This window comes from Pseudoalteromonas sp. SD03, assembly GCF_040937955.1.
GTDB classification, from domain to species: Bacteria; Pseudomonadota; Gammaproteobacteria; order Enterobacterales; family Alteromonadaceae; genus Pseudoalteromonas; species Pseudoalteromonas tetraodonis.
The window spans coordinates 630314-653347 of the sequence record NZ_CP162514.1 but is presented as its reverse complement, the minus strand read 5'-3'; the positions used below and the strand labels follow the sequence as shown (position 1 = coordinate 653347).

The following is a 23034-nucleotide window of genomic DNA, read 5'->3' as shown; positions in this document are numbered from 1 at the left end:
CTATTTTCAATCTTAAACCGCAAATATATTACTAGCGAGCGTTTACCTTGATTTACCTAAAGTGATGACATATACATAAGGATTTGCTAATTTGTTATCGACAAATAATAGGGATCATTATGAAATTAAACAAACTTGCATTACTGATGGGCTTAGGTTTATCTGTATTGAGCACCACGTCATTTGCCGAACAAACAAATAACGCTCAAGCCGTTTTCAACGACGCGTATCAAAATTACTTAAATGCGATTAAAACCAAAGAAAATGTGCAACAAGCCGCGGAGCAGGCTTACACATTAGGTAAAACTGTTTACGGTGAAAATGCTGATAACACCGCAAACTTAGCGATTAACTATGCAAAATCAATTAATCGATACGGTAAACAGTGGATTGAAAAGCGTTTTTCGCTCTATCAACAAGCCTATACTATTTTAGTTAATAACCATGGTAAGCAATCGCCTGAAACCATTGATGCTTTAGTCGGTATGGCTAGTTTTGCCCCTTCTGCTCAAAAAGCGGATTATTATTTAGAGCAAGTGATAGCAATCGCAAACACACAAAACAACCCTAAGTTTGTGGCTGATATGAAACTAGAAGCGGCAACCATACTAGCTAATAAATTCAGCTATGAAAAATACCGAGAAGCTAAAAACTACCTAGAAGAAGCCGATGAGTATTATCTGGCTAACTTACCTAAAAACTCAGTTGAACAAATAAAAGCTGATTTTTTAATGGCGTCATTTGCGGAAGGTCGAAAAAGATACGATCAAGCAATAGAACGACTTAACCGTGTAGTAAATGTGTTTGATGAAAGCTTAAGTTACGATCACAACGCCGAGCTTACCGCACACTCAAGATTGATTGGCTTGTATGAAAAACAAGGCAAAAGTGATGAAGCCACCAAACACTGCATCGCGATTGCTAAAATGGTGCCGTGGAAAGAAAGCCAAGAGCAAAAGCCGCTATACCGCGTTAACCCTAAATACCCTAAAAACAAGGCGCGATTTAGTAAAGATGGCAGTGTAGTTATGGAGTTTGAAGTAGATGAGTCTGGCTTTGTAAAAAATCCGCAAGTAATTAGTTCTGAAGGTGGCGTGGCCTTTGAAAAATCGGCAGTAGAAGCATTAGCGCAATGGCGTTATGCACCTAAGTTTGAACATGGAAAAGCGGTTGCAGCAACTTCCAAAGTACAGCTCGACTTTAAAGTAAACCGTTAATAACATACCAAAGGCGCTTTAAGCGCCTTTTTAGTTTATTCTACTTTAACTTAGCTAAAATGTTATCGCTGGCGGCCTCTATTAAATCAAGTACCTTTTCAAAGCCATCATCACCGCCATAGTAAGGGTCCGGAATAGCGCTTTGTGCTTGCTCGCCATACTCTAAAAATAACGCCAACTTATATTGCAAATGATCGGGGCAGCGTGCGGTTAGATCCGTCAGGTTTTGTTTATCGGCTGCTAAAATTAAATCAAACTCGCTAAAATCACTACTGCGCACCTTGCGTGAAAAAATACCTTTAAAACTATAACCACGTTTCTCGCCAGCTTGCATAGAGCGTTTATCTGGCGGATTACCTTCATGATGACCAATAGTCCCAGCCGAGTCCACTAGCAAATCAATGCCTAACTCTTTAGCGCGAGCTATTAATACCGCCTCTGCGGTAGGTGAACGACATATATTTCCCAAACACACTATCAGTACTTTTTTCACTTATAGCTCCTAAGCTTTTGCAAAAAATCAGTAATAAACATTATTTTAATGAGGCTAATATTTTTTGCTCGCCCTCAAGCATGCTCTGCATAGCGGTGCCCTGTTTTACCCGACTATGCAAAGCAGCAAGCTTAGGCCAGCGCGACTCATCAAGTTGCTCACCACCATGCTCCATATTCATTAACTGGCAGCTCACAGCAATGTCGGCAAGGGTTAAGCTCTCGCCAACAAAAAACTCGTTATCCCCTAAATAATCTTCTAAATAATCAAATAAAGGCGGTAGTTTTTCATTTAATGCACTTTGCACTAAGGCTTCATCGGTTGGCTTTTGCATTGTGGGGGCAATAATACGTTGCTGAAACACCGTAAATGTTGCAAAAGGAGCCAGCTCGTAATCTGCGTATTTTTCTAACCAGCGAACGGCTGCACGTTGCTCTATAGTATCACCGATTAAAGACGCTGAATTAGGGTATTTTTCATCAAGATATTGGCAGATAACGCTAGAATCCGCCAAACTTAACTCGTCGTCTTTTAGCGCCGGAATTCGCCCTAGAGGGTTCAGTTCTAAAAACCAATCAGGTTGATTAAACGGCGAGACTATTTCGAGTTTATAGTCGAGTTGTTTATGCGCTAAACATACACGCACTTTACGTACATAGGGAGAAAGCGGGACACCATAGAGAATTATGCTCATTGTGATTCCTATAAATTAAAACTGCTTTAAAATTGCGTCATCGTAGTCATCGGCATTAAGAGTTAAATTATATTTAGCCGCAACGCTATCTAACTCGGCTTGTTTAATCGCTAAATCATCCATGGTGATGGTGTTATCGTCAAGCTGCCATAACAAGCGTGAACCTGCATAACTATAGTGAATGGCTAATAGCGCATCAGGATTACCTTCACGTCCCGCCGCTTTAAGCTTTGCCATCTTGCGGGTAATTTTATTAAGCGCTTGTTTGAGCTCCCATACATACACCACCTCGGTCATAAAAGGATGTGTACGGTATTTATTTAACAACCAGCCAATACCAATACTAGTAACAATAACGCCTAATAAGTTCCAATGAAAATGACTACCACTTTCATCGGGAAATAATGCAATAAGCGTTTGTGAAATAGCTAAACTACCAATCGCTAAGCTTGCGGCACAACCGACTATAACGCGGTTTAAATGTTTACGATAACGAGCTTTATCTATTTGAATAAGTTGCATAGTTGCCTAAAATTAAAAAACTAAAAAATACACAGCCACCATTGTAGCTAAACCCACCACAGAGTTTCGACTCTTTTTAATAAAATACCCGTAGTTTTTGATTTAACGCCGGTTTTATACTTCTTGCAACATAAAACCAACCAACGATTTTATTTGCACCCACTTATTAGGCATAGGATAGTAGACAACAAATACGACTCAGTTTAGGACCATCATGATAAAAACACTGATTGCTGCAAGCTTAATTTTTTCTTCTTCTAATGCGTTAGCTAATTTAAACACACCGCTAACCCCAGAAGAATTGCGAATTGAAAAAGCCAGCCAAGCGATGCCTAGCGTGCTAAGCGCTTTTGCCAGCGAAGTTAATCAATTTGAGCAGCAATTCAAGTCACTCTCAAGCTATGCACAAGCCGTAGATGCCGTTAATGACTACTCAAAACGATTATGGTTTAGTGCAAAAAAACGCATCGCTACAACGCAAAACTTAGATGATCGCGCACTTTACTGGGCTCGCTTACAATCAAGCAAAATTATTCGCACCACAAAGCCTGCATTTTCGCTGAGCGCCGCGCAGCAAACAGTGTTATTAACACTTCTAGAGAATGGCAGCCGAGGCCGCACCGATCTTAGCTACTCACAAAACACCTCTAAAAAAATATTATTAACTGGATTTGACCCGTTTTTACTTGATAGAAATATAAACCAAAGCAACCCATCGGGTGTTGCAGCACTACTTCTTGATGGCCAAGTCATTAACTATAAAGGTATTAGTGCAGAAATAAACACAGTGATGGTGCCTGTGCGTTATGAAGACTTTGATCACGGTATTATAGAATCCTTACTTGCCCCTTATTACGCTCTTAATAATGTTGATATGGTGGTTACCGTTAGCATGGGTAGTAAAGACTTTGACCTTGAGCGCTTTCCAGGCAAGCGCCGCAGTGTAACAGCGCCCGACAACGCCAATGTAGTGTATGGAGGCAGTAAAACAGCGCCGCTCATTCCAAGCTTGAACGACCGCCCATTACCAGGTACTGAGTTTGTAGAATTTAGCTTACCCGTTAGCGCTATGTTAAGCGCAAAAGGCCCTTTTCCTATTAATGATAACCATCATGTTATTACCTTAAAAAAAGACTTTGAGCCTAATAGTTTCGATGAATTAAAAGACGCTATTGCAGTGCGAGGCGGTGGCGGTGGTTATTTGTCTAACGAAATTTCGTATCGCAGTATTCGCCTGCGAAATCAGCTAAATTCAGATATTCCGACAGGACATATTCACACCCCACGAATTGCTCAGTTTGAACCCGAAACTGAAGCTAAAATAGTAAAGCAAATTCAAACTATGTTAGAGCGCAGTTTAGTCGCACTCTAACATCGTTTGCTTTTTCAACTTCAACGTTAGAACGACTATTAATTAATAAACGTAGGAGCACTTAAATGCTTTACGTTTTTTTGCTTTAAACCGCTAAAAAAGCATGCTGAAATTACATTAAAATTGAAAGCGCTCTGTATCAATCTCGGCTATTTTATAATAAAAACTCATTACTTTAATTATTAACTAGATCTTCACAAATTGTGTTCTATGCTCATTTGAGGTACAAACCTTATTACAGGGACATAGTAATGCTCACAATTAACCACTTTTTTAATTCATTAAACTTAACAAAAAAACTTATCTCCGCCTTTTTAGTTGTTGCCCTAGTGCCAATAACAATAATTATTATTGTCGCAATTAATACAGCTTCAAACTCGATGACAGAACAGGTTTATTCGCGTTTAGACGCTGTGAGTAAAGTAAAACAAAGCGCTGTTAAACGCTATTTTAACAACATTGAAAAAAAGCTTAATGCGCTGCAAGCAAATCCAGAAATGGCCAATATTGCGACAAAGTTTATAGATGGATTTAATAATACCTCCCCTTCAACCTCATCAGAGTCTCTAAATCGCTTTTATAAAGAGTCTTTTGCTCCAAAATTTAAACAGCTAAACCCAACAAATACAGTCTCTTCATCTCTATTAAAGCAAATGAATCCAAAAAGTATTGAGCTGCAATCTCGTTATCTAGCTAATAACCCAAACCCAATCGGTGAAAAACAAAAACTAACCACCACAGAGCAATCAGACTCTTACGAGCAAGCGCACCGCCAATATCACCCTTATCTACGCGATATGACTAATATAAATAAGTTCTACGATATTTTCATTATCGACCCAGCAAATGGAAATATTGTTTACTCTGTTTATAAAGAAGTAGACTTTGCAACATCGCTGCAAACAGGCCCCTACGCTAAAAGTAATTTAGCGAACCTATTTAGACAATTAAAAGACAGCAACGACCCACAAAAAATTGCTTTTGCAGATTATAAACAGTACTCCCCTTCATATAATGCCCCTGCAAGCTTTATAGGAAAGCCTATTGTTGTTGATGGTAAAACGGTTGCTATTTTAGCTGCCCAATTATCGATTGAAGATATTAATTCAATTATGAAAGAACGTGACGGGTTGGGCGAAAGCGGAGAGACCTACCTTGTTGGCCCTGAAGGGTTAATGCGCTCTGACTCTTATATTGATCCGAAAAACCACTCTGTAGAAAGCTCGTTTAGAAACCCAAATAAAGGCACTGTGAATACCTTATCTGTAATCAAAGCACTAAAAAATGAAAAAGGGCAGCATGTTATAAATGACTATAACAATGAAATGGTGCTCTCTGCATTTGCACCTGTAAATGTATTTAATGTTCGCTGGGCACTCATAGCAGAAATGGACGAACAAGAAGCTTTTGAGTCAATAACGACTCTTTCCCAACAACTCATTGTGATACTTTTTGTCACTATTTTCATTGTTACCATTGCCGCATATTGGTTTGCGCGAACACTCACAAAGCCAATACATGCACTGGCTGATACGATGAAAAAAGTTGAACAGCAAGGTGATTTTTCATTACGAGCAACAGTCTATTCAAGCGATGAAATAGGCGTTAGCACTCAAGCATTTAACACTCTTCTTGATGCTCTACAGTTATCTATTAGTGAAACAAATCGCGTTATGAACCAAATGGCTGCGGGTAAATTTGATCAACGTATTGAAGCACCATGTCGAGGAGAGTTAGATACGTTAAAACAAGCAACCAACGATTGCGCAAGTTCACTAAACGGGGCAATAAACGAATTAAATAACATTGCGATTGCTATGGCTGATGGTCAATTTGATATTCAAATTAATGCCTCAATGGCAGGCGAATTAGGCACCTTAAAAAGTAATATTAACCAATCGCTTTCCTCAATAAACAACACAATGAATAGTATCGTCGATATTATGGCTAACGTAGAGCAAGGTAACTTTAAAGAGCAAATTACCTATCCAGCTAAAGGAAAACTTGCCCAGCTAAAAGACAGCGTGAATAACTCAGTGAATAGCTTAAGTATTGCCATAGATGGTATTAGTGACGTTATGAGTGCATTACGACAGGGCCAGTTTTCAGCGCAATTAGATGCCCCCTTAGCTGGACAGCTTGATATCTTAAAACAAGATATTAATTCCAGTATGGCTAATTTAAATAATGTAATGAATGAAATAGGTGAAGTCATGTCCTTTGTTAGTAAAGGTGACTTTAAAAAAATGATAAAAGGTGAAGCCAGCGGTCAACTTGAGCAGTTAAAAAGTAACATCAATACATCAATCACTGCTATTGATACTGCTTTAACTGAGATTTCATCAGTCATGCTAGCAATTAGTCAGGGGCGTTTTGATCATACTATTTCATCGGCTATGACAGGCCAACTAAATAGTTTAAAAACAGATATAAACCATTCAGTAACTAACCTCGAACGTGTCATAAACGACCTCAACCAAGTAATGGCTGCGATGGCAAACGGCGATTTTTCTCATCAATTAAAACAGCCATTACAAGGCCAGTTGGAAGATTTAAAAAATAATGTTAATGAGTCTACCTCATTAGTTTCATTGGCAATAAATGAAGTCAGTAGCGTTTTATCAAACTTAGCTAAAGGTGACCTTACCAAAAATATAGAGGGACAATATCAAGGCGTATTCGATACCCTTAAAAGCGACACCAACGCGACTATCGAGAAATTAACTAATGTCATTCAAGAAATTCAAGTGTCGGCTAGTCAAGTTATGCAAAATGCCGGTGAAATAGCTTCAAGTAATACTGAAATAAGCAAACGCACAGAAGAGCAAGCAGCCAACCTTGAAGAGGCAAGCTCAAGTACTGAGCAAATGCTAGATGAGCTAACTAAAGTATCTGAACAATCAAAAAGTGCCGTGGCATTGGCAAGCAATGCAGAGCAAATTGCTGAAGAAGGAAATCGCTTATCAATACAAACCGTTAGCGCGATTGATGACGTGAATGAAGCCAGTAAAGACATTAACGAAATACTTACGGTTATTGACAACCTCGCTTTTCAAACAAACTTGCTATCACTTAATGCCGCCGTGGAAGCTGCTAGGGCTGGCGACCACGGAAGGGGCTTTGCCGTAGTTGCTAATGAAGTAGGTGATTTAGCGGGGCGTAGTGCTAAATCGGCAAAGCAAATAAAAAGTATTATTGTAAATAGTAATCAAAAAATAGCGCTTGGGACGGAATTAGCAGACACCTCAGGGAAGAAATTAAAACACATAATGCAAGCTGTTAGCGATGTTAATAAAAATATAATACATATAGCGCATTCAACCTCCGCACAAGAGCAAGCGATTAAAGAGGTTAACCTTGTTGTACAACGTTTAACCGGTTTAACCCAGGCAAACTCGGCTATTACAGAAGAAACAATGGCGGCAGCACGTCAAATGGCAGAACAAGCTACCGAGATGAGAGTGCAACTCAATTACTTTAATCTAAAAAAAGAGCAACAATAGACTAAAAGCACTGCAAGTTATTTTGCTAACACGATGCTTTTTTAACTTAAGTAATTTGATGAGCCATTATTGAATAATGGCTCATCATGACGTTACGTTACTTTACCTGCTAAATTAAAACGTGGCTGAGTATATAGCTGGGTTTTAACCACCTCAGCCAAAATCGTGACCGCATTCCATATATCTTCAAATGAGGTATAAAGAGGTGTAAAGCCAAATCGTAATATATTGGGCGCACGAAAATCAGCAATAACCCCTTTTTCAATTAACGCTTGGCATATAGCGAACGCGTCTGTATGTGAAAACGCCAATTGGCTACCTCTTTGACAGGCATTTTCAGTAGAGCATAAACGCAAATCACTTAAGCATGAATGTGTTTGTAGCAATTTAATAAATACCTCGGCAAGTGCAATCGACTTTTCTCTTATTTGAGAAATGTCTACGTTTTGCCATACATCAAGGGCGGCATCTAACGCACTCATAGCAATCACACTGGGTGTGCCACATAAATACTGATTTATATTATCAGCGCCCTGATATTCAGCATTAAAAGCAAACGGTTTAGCATGACCCATCCAACCTGATAGTGGCTGCTTTACACTAGCCTGATGACGTTTTGCCACATATAAAAATGCAGGCGAGCCCGGGCCACCGTTTAAGTATTTATAGCCACAGCCAACGGCAAAATCAGCATTACAGTTATCGAGCTCAACCGGTAAAGCACCCGCGCTGTGGGCTAAATCCCATATCACTAAAATGCCTTTTTCGTGGGCAAGCTTGGTCAGCTTTTGCATATCTAATAGCTGCCCGGTTCTAAAGTTTACCTGCGTTAATAGCAGCACCGCCACTGAATCGCTAAGGCTTTGTTCAATGTGTTGCTCTGCTACTAATTTAAGCTGACATAGGTCAGGGCCTAATAAGTCACTTAACCCTTGTACCATGTATAAGTCGGTTGGAAAGTTATCTTGCGTGGATAACACCACATTTCGGCCAGGGTTTAACGATAACGCACTACTTAACAGCTTGAACAAGTTAACTGAAATAGAGTCACAACAAATCACTTGGCCTTTTGCAGCACCAATAATCGGCGCTATTTTATCTCCTACCTGAGTGGGTAAATCAATCCATTGGTGATCATTCCAACTTCTAATTAAGTGACTACCCCATTGTTGATTTACCACCTCTGCCACGCGCGACTTAACGGCTTTAGGCAAGGCACCTAGTGAATTACCATCGAGATAAATAGTGTCTGCGGGTAAATCAAATTCATCGCGTTTATTAGCCAGCGGGTCGGCTTTATCAAGCGCTACAATCTCATTAAAATTCATTTTTATATCTCATTTAAATTTTTTATTAGTGTACTAAATGCCTCAGATCCTGGGTGGATCCAATCAAAATGCCCCACGCCTTCGAGCATCACCACCGGGCGTTTAAGCTGCGCTAAATTAAAAGCGGGGACAATGGCGTCTTTGTCACCTTGTAAAATAATGCTTTGGGGATGAAGTGGCTGCTCACTCGGGTTAGCTTGCGTGTAAGCCTTAGGTTTATCAGTTGGCATACCTTGCATAAAATCTTTTGTCACTTTTTGACAGCTATTATTACCACGTGCATATGCTTTTATATCAGTGATAGGGGCTAAACCAATAACGCCTTTAAGCTGGCTTATTTCACCACCTGCAAGCAGTGCTAAATGTCCACCAGCAGAGTGCCCTACCGCAACCGAGTCAGCTAATTTAAACTCGCCCTTATTGTAAGTACTAGCCGCTAAAATACCGGCTTTTATATCATTAAACGTTGCAGGCCAGCCACCACCGCTTGTACCACTTCTTCGATACTCTAATGACCACACGTTAAAGCCAGCTTGTGCAAGCCCCGTGCTTAACGCATACGTGTGTTTAATATCGTACTCACTAAGCCAACAGCCACCATGGAGTAAAATAACTAACGGCGTTTGCACCAGTGCTTGCTTTGCGCGCCAAAGTAATGCGTACTGTGACTCATCACTGCCGTAGGCTATTTTTTCATCGGCTAAGTTAAATCCCAATGAAGCCACTTTTGCATAAGCCACATTATTTTCAACATCAGGAAATTGAACTGGTTGCTGCGAGGCACTATTTGCTAACAAAGGCCATACACTAAAAAATAAAACCACTAAGCTCTTCAAAATAAACTACTTCCTTTTTACCTAAAAACGGTATAACAAAATAACGCTGGTCAATCGTCTACAAACATTTTGTTGTACGACCTACCAACGTTATAACGTCATTCATAATAAAATAAATATAGTGTTTATTGTTGTTTGAAAATTACGCCTTCTTTCATCACAAAATCAACATCCATTAAAGCGCTAATATCGCTAAGTGGACTGGAATCTAAGGCAATAATATCGGCAAACTTACCAGGCTCTATAGTGCCTAAACTCTGGCTCATATCAATTAAATCAGCAGCATTGACGGTTGCCGACTTTAAAATATCGGAGGTACTCATACCGGCTTCATACATCAATACGGCTTCTTTTGCGTTAATACCATGCTTTGATACGCCACTGTCAGTGCCAAAAGCAATTTTAACGCCGGCTTTGTAAGCCTTAGTAAAGTTGTTGAGCATATCGCCCCCCACTCTCGTTGCTTTAGCCTTAATAGGTGCAGACATAAAATCTGAATTTTTTGCCATATTAACCACAGTATCGCCAGCTAATAACGTTGGTACAAGGTAAGCGCCGGTTTCTTTAAAGAGCTTGATGCCTTCTTCATCGGTGTAACTGCCGTGTTCAATGCTATCAACCCCTGCACGAAGTGCGGCATTAATACCTTGTGCAGCATGGGCATGGCTTGCTACTTTTCGTCCTAACCCATGTGCGGTTTTTACAATGGCTTTGAGCTCATCGTCTTCCATTTGTTGACCTGTCCCCGTGGTGGTATCAGAAAGTACACCACCGGTAGAGGCCACTTTAATTAAATCCGCCCCATACTTAATTGCATAACGTGTTTTTTTACGACACTCAACTGCGCCATCACACACTGTTGGTGGCGTTTTTATGGTAAGTAAATCAGGACTCATACCATCAACATCTAAATGCCCACCAGTAATAGTAACTCCAGCACCGGCAATAATACGCGGGCCATTAACCCAGCCATTCGCCACCCCTTTACGTAATGCGTACATTTGCTCGCTTTGGCTACCTACATCACGCACGGTGGTAAATCCCGCCATTAGGGTTTTATTTGCAAAATAAACACTGCGCATTGCTACATCTGCATCAGACATTTCAACCAGTTCTTTTTTATTATCTGGCCCAAGCTCACCTTGTAAATGCACATGCATATCCATAAGCCCTGGCATAACAAAGCTGGTTGATAAATCGATTAATTGAGCATCATCACCAAATCGAGAGGCCGGTAAAAAACCAGCGGATACAGACACTATTTTACCATTTTCTATTACTACAGTTTGTTTTTGCTGTGATTTTTCGCCAGGGACGCTTAATAGCTCTCCCGCATGAATCACTTTAGTATTGGCTTGTGCATTGCTGGCGCAAAAATTTGCGGCTAAAAAAATCGAGGTAATAACACTCAATCGAAATATGCTCATGAAAATCTCCAATGATTCGCTTTTCGTTAACAGCAACGAAATAACGTTAAAATATTGTTATACAACCAATACCTTATCAGGAAAGTCACAAAAACAAACCTGAAATACGTTTTTAGTAAAAATTCTGACCACTATTTACACTGCCTTCAAACGGAAAAAATAAAAGAAGATGTCTATACTTAACCATATTGTTGTAATACTTTTCATATGTAGGGAGCTTATGGATATTAAAGACATAAATATTGCACTGCTAGAAAAATGCAACTTTCTTTTAATGGTATTTGATAACCATGATCAGCTCAGTTATCTCTCAGATGGGTGGTCAGAGCTAAATATTACAACCAAAAACATGCCAACCATTGAAAGCCTGTATGCCTGTTGTACAACTCAAAGCAAAACACTATTACAACAACAAATTCTCGCACTAAAATCGCAACATAATGAGTTAGACCAATTTGATATTGAGCTCACATTTGCAACCGATTACTCTATTAAACTGAATTGCTGCTTACATAATGTGGATCAAAACCAACACCAATATATGGTTTTAGTTTTTAACCAGCATTTTTCCCAAGTGTCCTCTGTTATTAGTAATAACGAATTACAAACCATCATAGAAAACGCAGGCGAAGTTTTAAAAGTAGGTTATTGGCAGCTCGACTGTAATAGCAACCAATTATTTTGGACCGATGAAATTTACACTATCCATGGTGTTGCCCCTAGTCGCTATTCACCACAGTTAGATACTGCAATAAACTTTTATCATGCAGATGATAAGCCCAAAATAGCCAGCGCTGTCGAAAATGCGCTTTTAACGGGGCAAGAATGGAGTTGTATAAAATTACGTGTTGTAGATGACGACCAACAAGAACGCACTGTGATATCAAGCGGTAACGTATCAAGAAATAAAAATGGTGAAATTACTAAGCTATACGGCATTTTTCAGGATATAACAGGAAGTGAAAAAATAGCCCTTGAACGAGACTTTTTAGTTACTGCACTCAAAGAAACTACGGTAGGAATGGTCATTGCCGATAAAAATAAGCATGTTATTTGGGTTAATGGATCATTCGAAAAAATGACAGGGTATAGCCTTTTTGAAGTCGAAGGCAAAAAGCTCGGCTCTATTTTACAAGGTGAAAACACTGATTTAAAAACGATAGCTAAACTTAAAACTCACCTCAAAAAAGGGCTGCCTATAAGCACCCGAATTTTAAACTACACCAAAAGTGGGGAACCCTATTGGAATGAGTTGGCAATATCGCCAATTTATAGAGATGGAAAAATCGCTTATTACTTTGCGGTGCAAAACGATGTAAGCAAAGAAATAAACATAGAACACAAACTCATAGCCCTTAATACTAGTTTAGAGCAACGGATACAGGCGCGCACTCAAGAGCTATTTACACTTAACAAAGAGTTAGAAAAACAAGCTAATGTAGACCCACTTACAGGATGTTTAAATAGGCGAACCTTATACAGGTTTCTTACCGATGAGCTATTAAAAACACAAGATGAAAATACCTATATTTCATTATTAATGCTCGATATAGATCACTTTAAAGCCATAAATGATAACTACGGCCACGAAGCTGGAGATAAGGGTTTAAAAGAACTCGCTAATATTTTACATGGCCTCACGAGAAAAAATGACGCCGTATTTCGCCTTGGCGGTGAAGAGTTTTTAATTATTATGCCTAACACAAACAAAGCCGAAGCTAAACAAGCCGCTGAGCGTATTAAAAACGCAGTGAATGAACATAAAGTTTACTATCGTAATAAAAATATTAGCTTTACTGTCAGTATTGGACTGCTTACCCACGATGGCACAATTAGCCTACAAAGCAGCTTAAAATACGTTGATGACTATTTATACGAGGCAAAAAATAGTGGTCGAAATAAAATTGTTGATTGACTCCCTATAAGACGGATTGTTTTAAATCAATTCGTAAAAATTTAAAAGGTCATATAAGCTAAATACTTAAGCACAATAATTTAGCTTGAATTTTCAACAGTAGATGAATTCGTAAATAAAAATACACTTTAAGCAAATTGACATTAAACGCGTATTTTTTCATTTTATACTAGCCAATGCGTTATTATTTTTATTCTATTACTCATTGTTAAGCATAACAAAAACAAGGTTACATAATGATAAAAGCGTCAACACCTGAGGATGAACTATCACGGCTAAAAGACTTATATGAGTATGACGTTTTAGACACTGAAGCTGAAAAATCCTTTGACGATTTAACCCAGCTTGCATCTGATATTTGCGAAACGCCAATCTCACTAATAAGTCTTGTTGACCCTGACAGGCAATGGTTTAAGTCAAAGCATGGTATTGATGTAGCCGAAACCGCACGAGATATTTCGTTTTGTTCTCACGCAATTCTAGAAAACCAAGTATTCGAAGTTCAAAATGCACTTACTGACACCCGCTTTCACGATAATCCCTTAGTTACAAACGACCCAAATATTCGCTTTTATGCAGGTGCACCTCTCATCACACCAAGAGGAAACGCTATAGGTACGTTATGTGTTATTAGCGATAAACCAAAAAAGCTTTCAAGCAAACAAATAAATGCACTCACGGTTTTGAGCAAAGAGGTCATTGCGCAATTAGAGCTTCGGCTTAATAATAAAAAGCTGTTTATGGCGTTAGAAAAACAAAAAGAACACAATAAAGAGCTAGAAAAGTTAAAAGAAGCCGCGGATATCGCCAATAACACAAAGAGTAAATTTTTGGCAAATATGACTCATGAACTGAGAACCCCATTACATGGAATTTTAAATTTAGCTGAGTTTGCTATCTCAGAGACCACCACAGAGGAAAAAAACAGCACCTTAAAAAGCATATTAAAGTCAGCACATTACTTATCAAATATTGTTAACGATATTTTAGACTTTTCTAAAATTGAGGCTGGCAAATTAGAAATTGAACATATCAACTTCAGTCTTAATGAGGTTATTAGCGATGTAATAAAACCCCAGTTACAGCAGGCATCTGCTAAAGGCATAAAGCTGATTACATCGATAGACCCTAAAATAGCAGACAATTTAAAAGGCGATCCCCTTCGGATTTCGCAAATTTTAAATAACCTGTGCTCAAATGCGATTAAATTTACCAACTTTGGCCAAGTAGAGCTGAAGATAAGTGTTAAAAATAGTACATTGCAAACACAAGTACTCACCTTTGAAGTTATTGATACAGGCCTTGGTATTAATGAGACTGTTCAAGAGCATTTATTTAAAGAGTTTCATCAGGCCGACTCATCAACCTCAAGGAAATATGGAGGCACAGGTTTAGGCTTATCAATTTGCGCTCGTTTAAGTGAGTTAATGCAGGGGCACCTTAGCTTTACCAGCAAAATAGATAAGGGCTCCACGTTTACCTATGAGCAAAGCTTTGAGATTGCTTTATTGCCACCAACCTCGAAGCAGTGCACTGATATAACAAACCTTCAAGGTAGTACTGTTTTAATTGCCGAAGATAATAAAATAAATCAGCTTATTATTGTTAAAATGCTCAAAGCACATAATGCTAATTTAATTATCGCAGAGGACGGTAAAGAATGCGTTAAGTACTTCAAGGAGCATTCGGTAGACTTAATTTTCATGGATATACAAATGCCTGAAATGGATGGCATAAAAGCTACGCAAGCTATTAGAGCGCTTCCTACAGGTAAAACCGTTCCGATTATAGCTATGACAGCAAATACCCTAAAACAAGACATTGAGCATTATTTAGATATTGGTATGGATGGCTACTTAACTAAACCGTTTGATAAAGCTAAGATCAATAGCTTACTCAATGTTTATAATCCTAAAAACCTCAACCTAAAAAACTTAGCAGTAAAAATTAGCGATCCTAATGTTTCTAGCGACCGGAAGCTAAAGCAAATATGCAAAGAGTTAAAAGCGCTTATTCCCAATGCTAATCGAGTGAGCCTTTGGTTATTTAATAAGGAATACAGTACATTAAATTGCTTAATTTGCCTTGATGAAAATAATGACGTGTCAAGTGGAACTGTTCTATACACAGAAAACTCCCCTGCTTATTTCAACTATATTTTAGCTAACCAAGTACTTGACGCTTCTGATGCCAGAAATAACGAAGTAACCAAGCCGTTCTCTCACTCTTACTTTGAGCCACTCGATATTTATTCTTTACTTGATTACATTTATACACTTAATAGCAAACCGTTAGGTGTCATTTGTTGTGAAAGTGTGGGCTCAAAGGTAACTTGGAGTCAAGCTGATAAAGAGTCGTTAATCAAAGTCGCAGACGTTACTAACTTGTTTTTATCTAAACAAATAAAGCATGAATAAAACAGGCCTATTTAGTGGCTAAAATCACCACTAAATAGGGATAAAACTATTATCAGCCCTTCGTATTAAGCCTGCTCTAACTCACGCTGGGTTTGTTGTTTATCTGCTTTAACCGGCTTTATTTTAAAGAAAAAAGTATACACAACCGGAACAAATCCTAATGTTAAAATTGTTCCCATTGCAAGACCAAACGCAATAGTGCTTGCTTGGCCATAAAACAAAACATCTTTAGATAAAATGAGCGGCATTAAGCCTATTATTGTTGTACAAGTAGACATTAATATAGGTCGTAAACGTCTTAAAGAAGCGCTAATCACCGCCTCATAATTTTGTTGATTATACTGCTCAGCGGTTTGTTGTTCACTGTGCTCAATTTGTTTACGTTCAATATTAATACGGTCAATTAATATAACCGCATTATTAATGATAATACCGGCAAGCGCATATAGACCTAAAATAACCATAAACCCAAAATTTGCCTGCATAATTAACAAACCAAAAGCGGCACCAATGATGATCAATGGCACAGTCAAAAACACAATACTAGTTGCACGGTAAGAGCGAAATTGCGCAATAATAATAAACACCATAATGGCAATACACAGCGGTAAGTTAGCTAAAATTGACGCTTGCGATTCAGCGGAGTCTCCAATTACACCGTCATATTCTATTTCATAACCAGGTGGTAATTTGTCTCTTATTTTATCAAGCTTTCCTTCAATTAATGGCACCATACTTTGCGCCGACATAATCTGGTTTTTAGCTTGTACTGTTACAGTACGAAATAAATTTTCACGCGCAATACGCGCAAATTGCGTTTCATAGCGAATGTCGGCCACTTGCATTAAAGGTACATTAACGCCTCGAGCCGAAGAATAAACATTTACGCTGTTAATACGGTCTAGATCGTAACGTTCACTGTTTTGTGCCCTTAACACAATGGGGAATATGTCATCACCTTCACGAAACTCAGAGATTGTGCGTCCCGAAAAGTAGGTTTCTAATGCTTGGGCAACATCGTTTGAACTAACCCCAGCACGACGAGCATTTTGCTGGTTAACCTCAACTTTAAGTGTAGTAATGCGGTTTTCCCAATCACTTTTAACATCGAATGCGCCGTCTGTATTGCGCAATAAGGTTTTAATTTCCTCGCCAATAGAATAAATATAATTACTGTCTGGGCCTTTAATTTGAATCTCTATCAGTGAAGAATCTGAGGGCCCTAAAAACATTTTAGTGGCGCGCCCCATAACTTCAGGAAAGTCTTGAGCAAACATGTCGCGCACGCTATTCATTGTTGGCTCAGCTAGTTTTCGCTCTCCAACATCAATCATAAAGAATGCTTTTGAAGGCTCAGGATCAATCGGTGTGAGTGACAAAACAAACCGTGGCCCGCCAAATCCACCATAAGCAGCATATTTTTTAATATGCGGAAAACGCGCTTTATCATCCAATTTTTTTAAAATGGCTTGTATCGTTGCATCAGTTTTACGCATTGACGTGCCGGCTGGCATATCTAAATACACTAAAATTTGCGCGCGGTCGGAGTCTGGAAAAAACTTAGCAGGCACTAAACTCATAGCCCAACCACCAACAAAAAATAGCCCCAATATCACAACAACAAAAGCTATACGAGCGCGCATAATTCGTCTTAATACTTTTTCATAAAGCGGACTAAGGCTATCGAAAAATCCATTAATTTTACGGCGAATAATATTTTGCTTTTGCCTCGTTTCCTTTTTCACAAAGCGATGACACAAGTAAGTAGTAAAGGTTAGGCTCAACGCCCATGAAATAAGCAATGCAATTAACACCACCAGCGAAATAGAGCGTGTATATTCACCCGCACTACTTTGCGCCAACATCAATGGCAAAAACACAAGAATAGTAGTCAACGATGAGGTTAAAGAGGGTATCGCAAGCGTACCCGAGGTATTACGAATAGCTTCGTCACGCGTTTCGCCCTCTTCTATACGCTTTTTAAAATCTTCAGCCATTATTATGCCATCATCAACCAGTAGCCCAAGCGCTATAATTAACGTGGCAAGCGACATACGCTCCAGCGGAATACCCATAAAGTTCATAATTGAAAGCGTGATTAGAATAGCTGCAGGTACAATCGAACCTACAATCAAGCCGGTGCGTAGACCTAAAAACATAATAACCACAATAGAGACAACAACAATGGTTTGTAACACACTAAAGCTCACACCAAATACAGCATCGGCAACCACATCGGCTTGGCGGGTAATATTTTTTAATTGATAGCCCGCAGGTATAGTTTGATTAATTTGAGCTATCATCGCTTCCATTTTAGGAGTGAACTTCAGCACATCCGCTTGTTCATCCTTAGAGATTGCAAAAATAATGGCTTGACGGCCATTGTAGTAACTTGTTCTTGATGGGGGGTCGATCACTTCACGGCTTATTTTGGCAATATCACGTAATAAGATGGTTTGTGATTGATTGGGAACAGTGATCAGCGTATTGCGTATATCAGCTAGGCTTTGGTAATTCCCAGAAGGCTGGATAATAAAGTTTTCACCATCGGCATCAATAATGCCACTGGGACGTATAATATTTTGATTTTTTAAAGCCGCAATCAATTGTGTGGGTGCAATCCCTAATTGAGCGAGCTTAGCGTTTTTAGTTTCAATAAAAATACGCTCTTGCTGAATGCCTAAAATATCAATTTTTTTTGTGCCTTCGACTTGATGCATCATATCGGCAATATGTTGCGCCACATCTTGGCGATCCCCCATGCTATAAGCGGGATCTGCAATAAGTGCCACCGTTAACACGGCAACATCACCAAAATCATCATTAATTACATAAGGTAAAGTACCACTGGGTAGCTCGCCTCGAACCGCGTTAATTTGGTCGCGCAGGATATCCCACTGCTGATCAAACTCACTTTGCTCAACACTTTGCTTGAGCTCTGCGTGAATAATAGAGCGGCCAGGAATAGATACTGAACGAATTTCGGTAATACTGGGCATTTCACGTATCGCTTCTTCGAGTGTTTTAGTGATCAACAGCTCTACTTTTTTTGCGCTCATGCCAGGGTAAGCGGTTGTTACAACCGCCTCACGAATTTTTATTTTAGGATCTTCTTGTTTGGGTAGTTGATAATAACTAAATGCGCCAAATAGCATAAGGCCAAAGACGATGGCCAGCATCAAGCGATTATGATCAAGAGCAAGCTCTGAAATAGTAGGGATTTTCATCGTTTAAATCTCCGTCACGGGTTATGGATTAAGGCGCTTGATTTCACCCTCGATAAGCGTCACTTTTTGCCCATCGTGTAAAAAAGCCATTCCCGCATTAACAATTCGCTCCCCTTCTTTTAAATCGCCTTTAATTTGCGCTTTCTGCGCAAAAAACGTTACTACGTCCACGGTTATTTTTTGTAAAACATAACCTGCTTGTTGTGATTCAGCTTGCGCTGTAGGTACCAGCTTAAAAACAAAATGCTGATTATTTTCTTGCGCCATAATGGCACTTACAGGTACTACAAAAGCATCTATGGCTTCCTGCTGTTGTTTAAATTGTACTTCAGCACTCATACCCGTTCTAATATCTGCAACATCATTTGCAGATATCTTTAAAATAACAGGAAACGCATTCGCGCCTTGAGCAGCTGTGCCAATTTCTTTAATTTTGGCATTCAACGTTTTATCTAATGCTGAAATAGTTACCTTAGCAGGCTTATCAATAGCTAATGAGGAGAGAATCGCTTCAGGGGCAAGGATAGAGACTTCAAAATTTTCTTTACCTTGAATTATAAATGCAGACGTATTTGGGCTTACCTGTTGTGAAGGTTCAATATTACGTTTTGAAATAGTCCCTGCATAGGGCGCAATTAGCGTGGTATCTTGTAACTCTTCTTTTGCCATCGCTAGTCGAACTTTAGCAATCTCGACTTTATCTTTGGCACTCTCATATTGCGACTTTGCTACATCGTATTGCGCGCGTGACACAGCGCCATCATCAACCAGTGATGCTTTGCGCTCAAAATCTTGCTTAACATTTAGCAGCATAGCCTTCGCATTAGAGACCTGCCCTTCGGCCTCTTGCACTGCCAATAAATACTTTGTTTGTTCCAGCCTAGCTAACGGCTCACCTTTTTCAAAAGCCTCACCAATTTCAAAAAAAACGTCTTCGACCTTGCCGCTAACCTCAAACATTAAAGTGGCTGTGTTAGCAGGTTGGATAACACCTGATAAAATACGACTATCAAACGATTTAGTTTTATTTAACTCTATGACAGAAACAGGTTTTAATTTTTGCTCAGAAACTTGCTCTTCAGAGCACCCTGACAACATAAAAATAATAACGAAACAAACAGCTATATAATTCATAATTTCCCTTGATAAATAGTGTATTCAAACTGGTTGTACTACCAAACTAACCACAATCAATATTCACAGTGAGCCATCTAATTTAAAGTATGGCTAACATTGTTATCACCCTGAAAGCTTGGGTATAATGCAATATTCCGGCTGTATTTTTAGCCTCTAAATTGGATCTCCACATGAAAAAACTATCTGCTGTGCAAGTAAAACAACAAGCTCTCGTTCTCAATGTTGCTGACAAAATAGAAGAGCAAGGCCGTGCTGAAATCCCAGGTATGCTGCAATGCTGGTTTGATGTGGAATATCATTTATTTCCAGGTTCTTTACTAATGTGTTTTCAATTTGAAAACCAACAAGCACTTACAGCCGCAGAGCCGGAGCTACTAAAGTGGCAAAAACGCTTAAGCGGTGCCATGCTCAAAAAAGGCGTAATTTTAAAAGATATGCGCAAACATTTAGTATTTACCCTAAAAGGACCAGACGACTAAACCACTTATTTTGTAAGCGCACTCTACTTTGGTGCGCTTTCCAAATTAAACTCATTAACGTGCTTAATCAGCTCAGGGAAAAACGCTAAAAAGAGCTCATCTAGCTCACTATAATGGCGGATTATATCTTCAGCGGTACCTGCAAAATTATTAGTAAAGCGAATACGTTTAGCAATATTATCAAGCGCCCGCCCCACCCCATCAATGCTTTCGTACTCCTTAAACCAATCGTTTTTCGTCATACTGGTTACTACACGCTGCATTTTCTGTGGCATTACAGGTATACGCCTGTCCAAAAGGTCATAACTGGTGTGCTTAAAATCAATTAGTGATTGGTTATTAAACTGCTGCCAATGCGCAATAAGAAAATGATCAAACACCACATCAACTGCCACACCTGCAAAGCGCCTGCGCTTGGCTGAAAAAAGCTGCTTAGCTTCTTTTACTAGAGGATGTGTGTCAGTAAATTTATCCACTAAATAATGGTTATCTAGCGCACTTTTTACAGTTGTAGGTAGATGCGTTACCTGTCGTTGGCCACCAAAATCTCCCAGCAAATTGCCAAAATGAGAATCAGCCGTAGGCTGTGCTAAATAAAGGTGGGCTAAGTAATTCATTGGTTGCCAATATAGATTAATATACCAAACTCAGATAGTTTTAAATTTAAACACGTAAAAAGATGGAACGCAGTTCCACCTTTATACATTTTAGATACTGATAGCGCATTCTAAAATATTACGCTTTTGAAACCTTGCTTGCACCAGCATTATCAAGAATTTCTTCAACACTATTTTTGTTATCGCTGTTATATTTAACACCGACGAGTATTGAACCTTTCTCAATTGCGTCTTCATAATACTTAATTTCATGTTCTGGAATAAATGCGCCGATTGCTGCGCCTAAAGTCCCACCAACGGCAGCACCTGCGCCACCAGCTGCAAGTGCTGAAACCAAAGGACCTGCAACTAATAAGCCGGCACCACCAGAAGCGACTGCTCCAACAGCGGTAAAACCACCAATAATTGCCGCTAACACGCCACCAGATGCAGCGCCCAACAAACCGCCCTCTGCAGCTTTGGTCCCTTCATCTACAGCAAAGTCTTCCTTTGTATACGAGTCGTTAGCGACAATGCTTATATCCGCCTCACTTACACCTAAAGCTTCTAATCTATAAATTGCTAATGTTGCTTGTGATGCATTATCGAATAACCCAGTAATAACAGTACTCATAATAACTCCTTTATTTGTTTAAGAAAGTACGCTTAGTAATTAGCAACATTCAAACCAAAGTTTTAATCCTTTAAAATCAGCTAGATAAATAAAAAAGTAGAGTAAAACTCTAGGCTTTAAAGTAAAAGTTGCTAGAAGTTGTAAAAAGTTCACACACATAGGTATCACTCAAGCGATTGAAATATGAGTAGAATTACAAAGAGACTAACGTTATTAGCATTGTTCTTCTAAAAATATCAACAACCCACGTTCATAGCGACTCAGGTACTTAGTCTTACGGGGTAGTTTGTCTAAGTTATTAAAGTCCTTTAGAGCTTCCTTGCCTCCTTTACACAGCTCAATCAACTTTGGATGAATATATGAATTACGAGCTATTGCTGGGGTATTCCCTAAATTACTTGAAACGCTATCTAACATATCTTTAAGCGAAAGCTGGCCGTTTGATTTATGTAAGACTTCAAATGCCAAAACACTGGCCCGCCATGTTCTAAAATGTTTTGCACTAAACTGCTCGCCCATAACACTTTGAATAAACTCATTCACCTCTTTGGAGGTAACATCACAATACTCGTCTTCATCGATATATTGGAATAAGCTCTGCCCAGGCAAATCTTGCAACTGCTGTATGATAGAGCTAAGCACTTTATCTGTTATGTTCACTTCTCTTTGCTTACCGGATTTTGCTTTATACTTTAAGCGAATATTTTTACCCGTTAGTTTTGCATGCCGGCTACGCAATGTTGTAGCACCAAAACTATTATTATGTTTGGCATTTTTTTTAGAGCCAACGCGCAGGGCTCCAAGATCCATTAAACGTACAACGGCTGCAATTGTGCGCTGGTAATCAAGCTCATTACCTCGCAAATATTCCGATAGTTTTGCTCTTAACAAAGGCAGTTTATTTCCAAATAAAGCACATGCTTCAAACTTTTTAAGCTCTTGCTGCTCCCTAAACTCGGGATGATAAAAGTATTGCTTGCGGCCTTTGCTGTCGTAGCCAGTAGCTAAAATATGCCCATTTTCCTCTGGACATAACCATACATCTTTGTATGCGGGGGGAAAAGCGAGATTGTCTAACCGCTCTACTTCATCTTTATCATGTATTTTCTTTCCTGCAGGATCATAATAAACCCACTGATTTTCATACCTCTTTCGAGTAATGCCCGGCAAGTTATCATCGACATAAATTAGTTTCATTTTATTCCTTTAAATTTTTGTAATCCTCAAATAAAACGGT

17 protein-coding genes are annotated in these 23034 nt (G+C 39.1%); 6 read left to right on the top strand and 11 right to left on the bottom strand.

Going from position 1 to position 23034, the window contains the following annotated elements:
- Positions 1–119: 119 nt before the first annotated feature.
- The gene (locus ABZP26_RS03070) at positions 120–1217 is read left to right on the top strand and encodes a TonB family protein (protein WP_368485353.1); all 1098 of its coding nucleotides are present in this window, start codon (positions 120–122) and stop codon (positions 1215–1217) included.
- A gap of 40 nt (positions 1218–1257) precedes the next feature.
- Here ABZP26_RS03070 and ABZP26_RS03065 read toward each other — a convergent pair whose 3' ends face one another.
- The 3 genes from ABZP26_RS03065 to ABZP26_RS03055 are packed head-to-tail and all read right to left on the bottom strand — an operon-like array spanning position 1258 to position 2926.
- Complete coding sequence (locus ABZP26_RS03065) at positions 1258–1710, bottom strand: low molecular weight protein-tyrosine-phosphatase (protein ID WP_024601251.1); 453 nt, start codon at positions 1708–1710, stop codon at positions 1258–1260.
- A gap of 40 nt (positions 1711–1750) precedes the next feature.
- The gene (locus tag ABZP26_RS03060; RefSeq protein ID WP_024601250.1) at positions 1751–2404 is read right to left on the bottom strand and encodes a glutathione S-transferase family protein; all 654 of its coding nucleotides are present in this window, start codon (positions 2402–2404) and stop codon (positions 1751–1753) included.
- A 15-nt stretch (positions 2405–2419) separates the two neighbouring features.
- A complete protein-coding gene (locus tag ABZP26_RS03055) occupies positions 2420–2926 on the bottom strand; it encodes a DUF3087 domain-containing protein (protein WP_008115114.1) in 507 nt (168 codons plus the stop codon).
- A 214-nt stretch (positions 2927–3140) separates the two neighbouring features.
- Here ABZP26_RS03055 and ABZP26_RS03050 point away from each other — a divergent pair, with 214 nt between their 5' ends.
- Entirely contained in the window at positions 3141–4298 is a 1158-nt protein-coding gene (locus tag ABZP26_RS03050) for a hypothetical protein (RefSeq protein ID WP_368485352.1), read from the top strand.
- 251 nt (positions 4299–4549) lie between these two features.
- Complete coding sequence (locus ABZP26_RS03045; RefSeq protein WP_368485351.1) at positions 4550–7801, top strand: methyl-accepting chemotaxis protein; 3252 nt, start codon at positions 4550–4552, stop codon at positions 7799–7801.
- Between the two features lie 92 nt (positions 7802–7893).
- On the opposite strand, the gene kynU is transcribed toward ABZP26_RS03045, so the two are convergent.
- The 3 genes from kynU to ABZP26_RS03030 all read right to left on the bottom strand — a co-directional run bounded on the left by kynU (position 7894) and on the right by ABZP26_RS03030 (position 11392).
- Positions 7894–9129 (bottom strand): kynureninase, encoded by a 1236-nt coding sequence (kynU, locus tag ABZP26_RS03040; RefSeq protein WP_028834390.1) that lies wholly within the window; start codon positions 9127–9129, stop codon positions 7894–7896.
- A gap of 2 nt (positions 9130–9131) precedes the next feature.
- Positions 9132–9965 (bottom strand): alpha/beta fold hydrolase, encoded by an 834-nt coding sequence (locus tag ABZP26_RS03035; protein ID WP_368485350.1) that lies wholly within the window; start codon positions 9963–9965, stop codon positions 9132–9134.
- A 125-nt stretch (positions 9966–10090) separates the two neighbouring features.
- The gene (locus ABZP26_RS03030; RefSeq protein ID WP_368485349.1) at positions 10091–11392 is read right to left on the bottom strand and encodes an amidohydrolase family protein; all 1302 of its coding nucleotides are present in this window, start codon (positions 11390–11392) and stop codon (positions 10091–10093) included.
- Positions 11393–11612: 220 nt separating this feature from the next.
- On the opposite strand from ABZP26_RS03030, the gene ABZP26_RS03025 reads away from it, so the two are divergent.
- Both ABZP26_RS03025 and ABZP26_RS03020 read left to right on the top strand, forming a co-directional pair.
- Positions 11613–13307, top strand: a complete 1695-nt coding sequence (locus ABZP26_RS03025) for a sensor domain-containing diguanylate cyclase (protein ID WP_024601244.1) — start codon at positions 11613–11615, stop codon at positions 13305–13307.
- Between the two features lie 236 nt (positions 13308–13543).
- A complete protein-coding gene (locus tag ABZP26_RS03020) occupies positions 13544–15724 on the top strand; it encodes a response regulator (protein ID WP_368485348.1) in 2181 nt (726 codons plus the stop codon).
- A 65-nt stretch (positions 15725–15789) separates the two neighbouring features.
- Here ABZP26_RS03020 and ABZP26_RS03015 read toward each other — a convergent pair whose 3' ends face one another.
- Positions 15790–18951, bottom strand: coding sequence for an efflux RND transporter permease subunit (locus tag ABZP26_RS03015; RefSeq protein ID WP_368485347.1), 3162 nt, complete (start codon positions 18949–18951; stop codon positions 15790–15792).
- 21 nt (positions 18952–18972) lie between these two features.
- A complete protein-coding gene (locus ABZP26_RS03010) occupies positions 18973–20085 on the bottom strand; it encodes an efflux RND transporter periplasmic adaptor subunit (protein ID WP_368485346.1) in 1113 nt (370 codons plus the stop codon).
- A gap of 173 nt (positions 20086–20258) precedes the next feature.
- On the opposite strand from ABZP26_RS03010, the gene ABZP26_RS03005 reads away from it, so the two are divergent.
- Positions 20259–20567 (top strand): hypothetical protein, encoded by a 309-nt coding sequence (locus ABZP26_RS03005; RefSeq protein WP_010390782.1) that lies wholly within the window; start codon positions 20259–20261, stop codon positions 20565–20567.
- Between the two features lie 23 nt (positions 20568–20590).
- Here the strand turns inward: ABZP26_RS03005 and ABZP26_RS03000 are convergent, their stop codons facing one another.
- From ABZP26_RS03000 to ABZP26_RS02990, 3 genes are all read right to left on the bottom strand, one after another.
- Positions 20591–21184 (bottom strand): ACP phosphodiesterase, encoded by a 594-nt coding sequence (locus tag ABZP26_RS03000; protein WP_013464110.1) that lies wholly within the window; start codon positions 21182–21184, stop codon positions 20591–20593.
- A gap of 118 nt (positions 21185–21302) precedes the next feature.
- Positions 21303–21797: a general stress protein gene (locus ABZP26_RS02995; protein ID WP_013464109.1), complete on the bottom strand. Its 495-nt coding sequence runs from the start codon at positions 21795–21797 to the stop codon at positions 21303–21305.
- 213 nt (positions 21798–22010) lie between these two features.
- Entirely contained in the window at positions 22011–22994 is a 984-nt protein-coding gene (locus tag ABZP26_RS02990) for a DNA topoisomerase IB (protein ID WP_368485345.1), read from the bottom strand.
- Positions 22995–23034 lie beyond the last annotated feature (40 nt).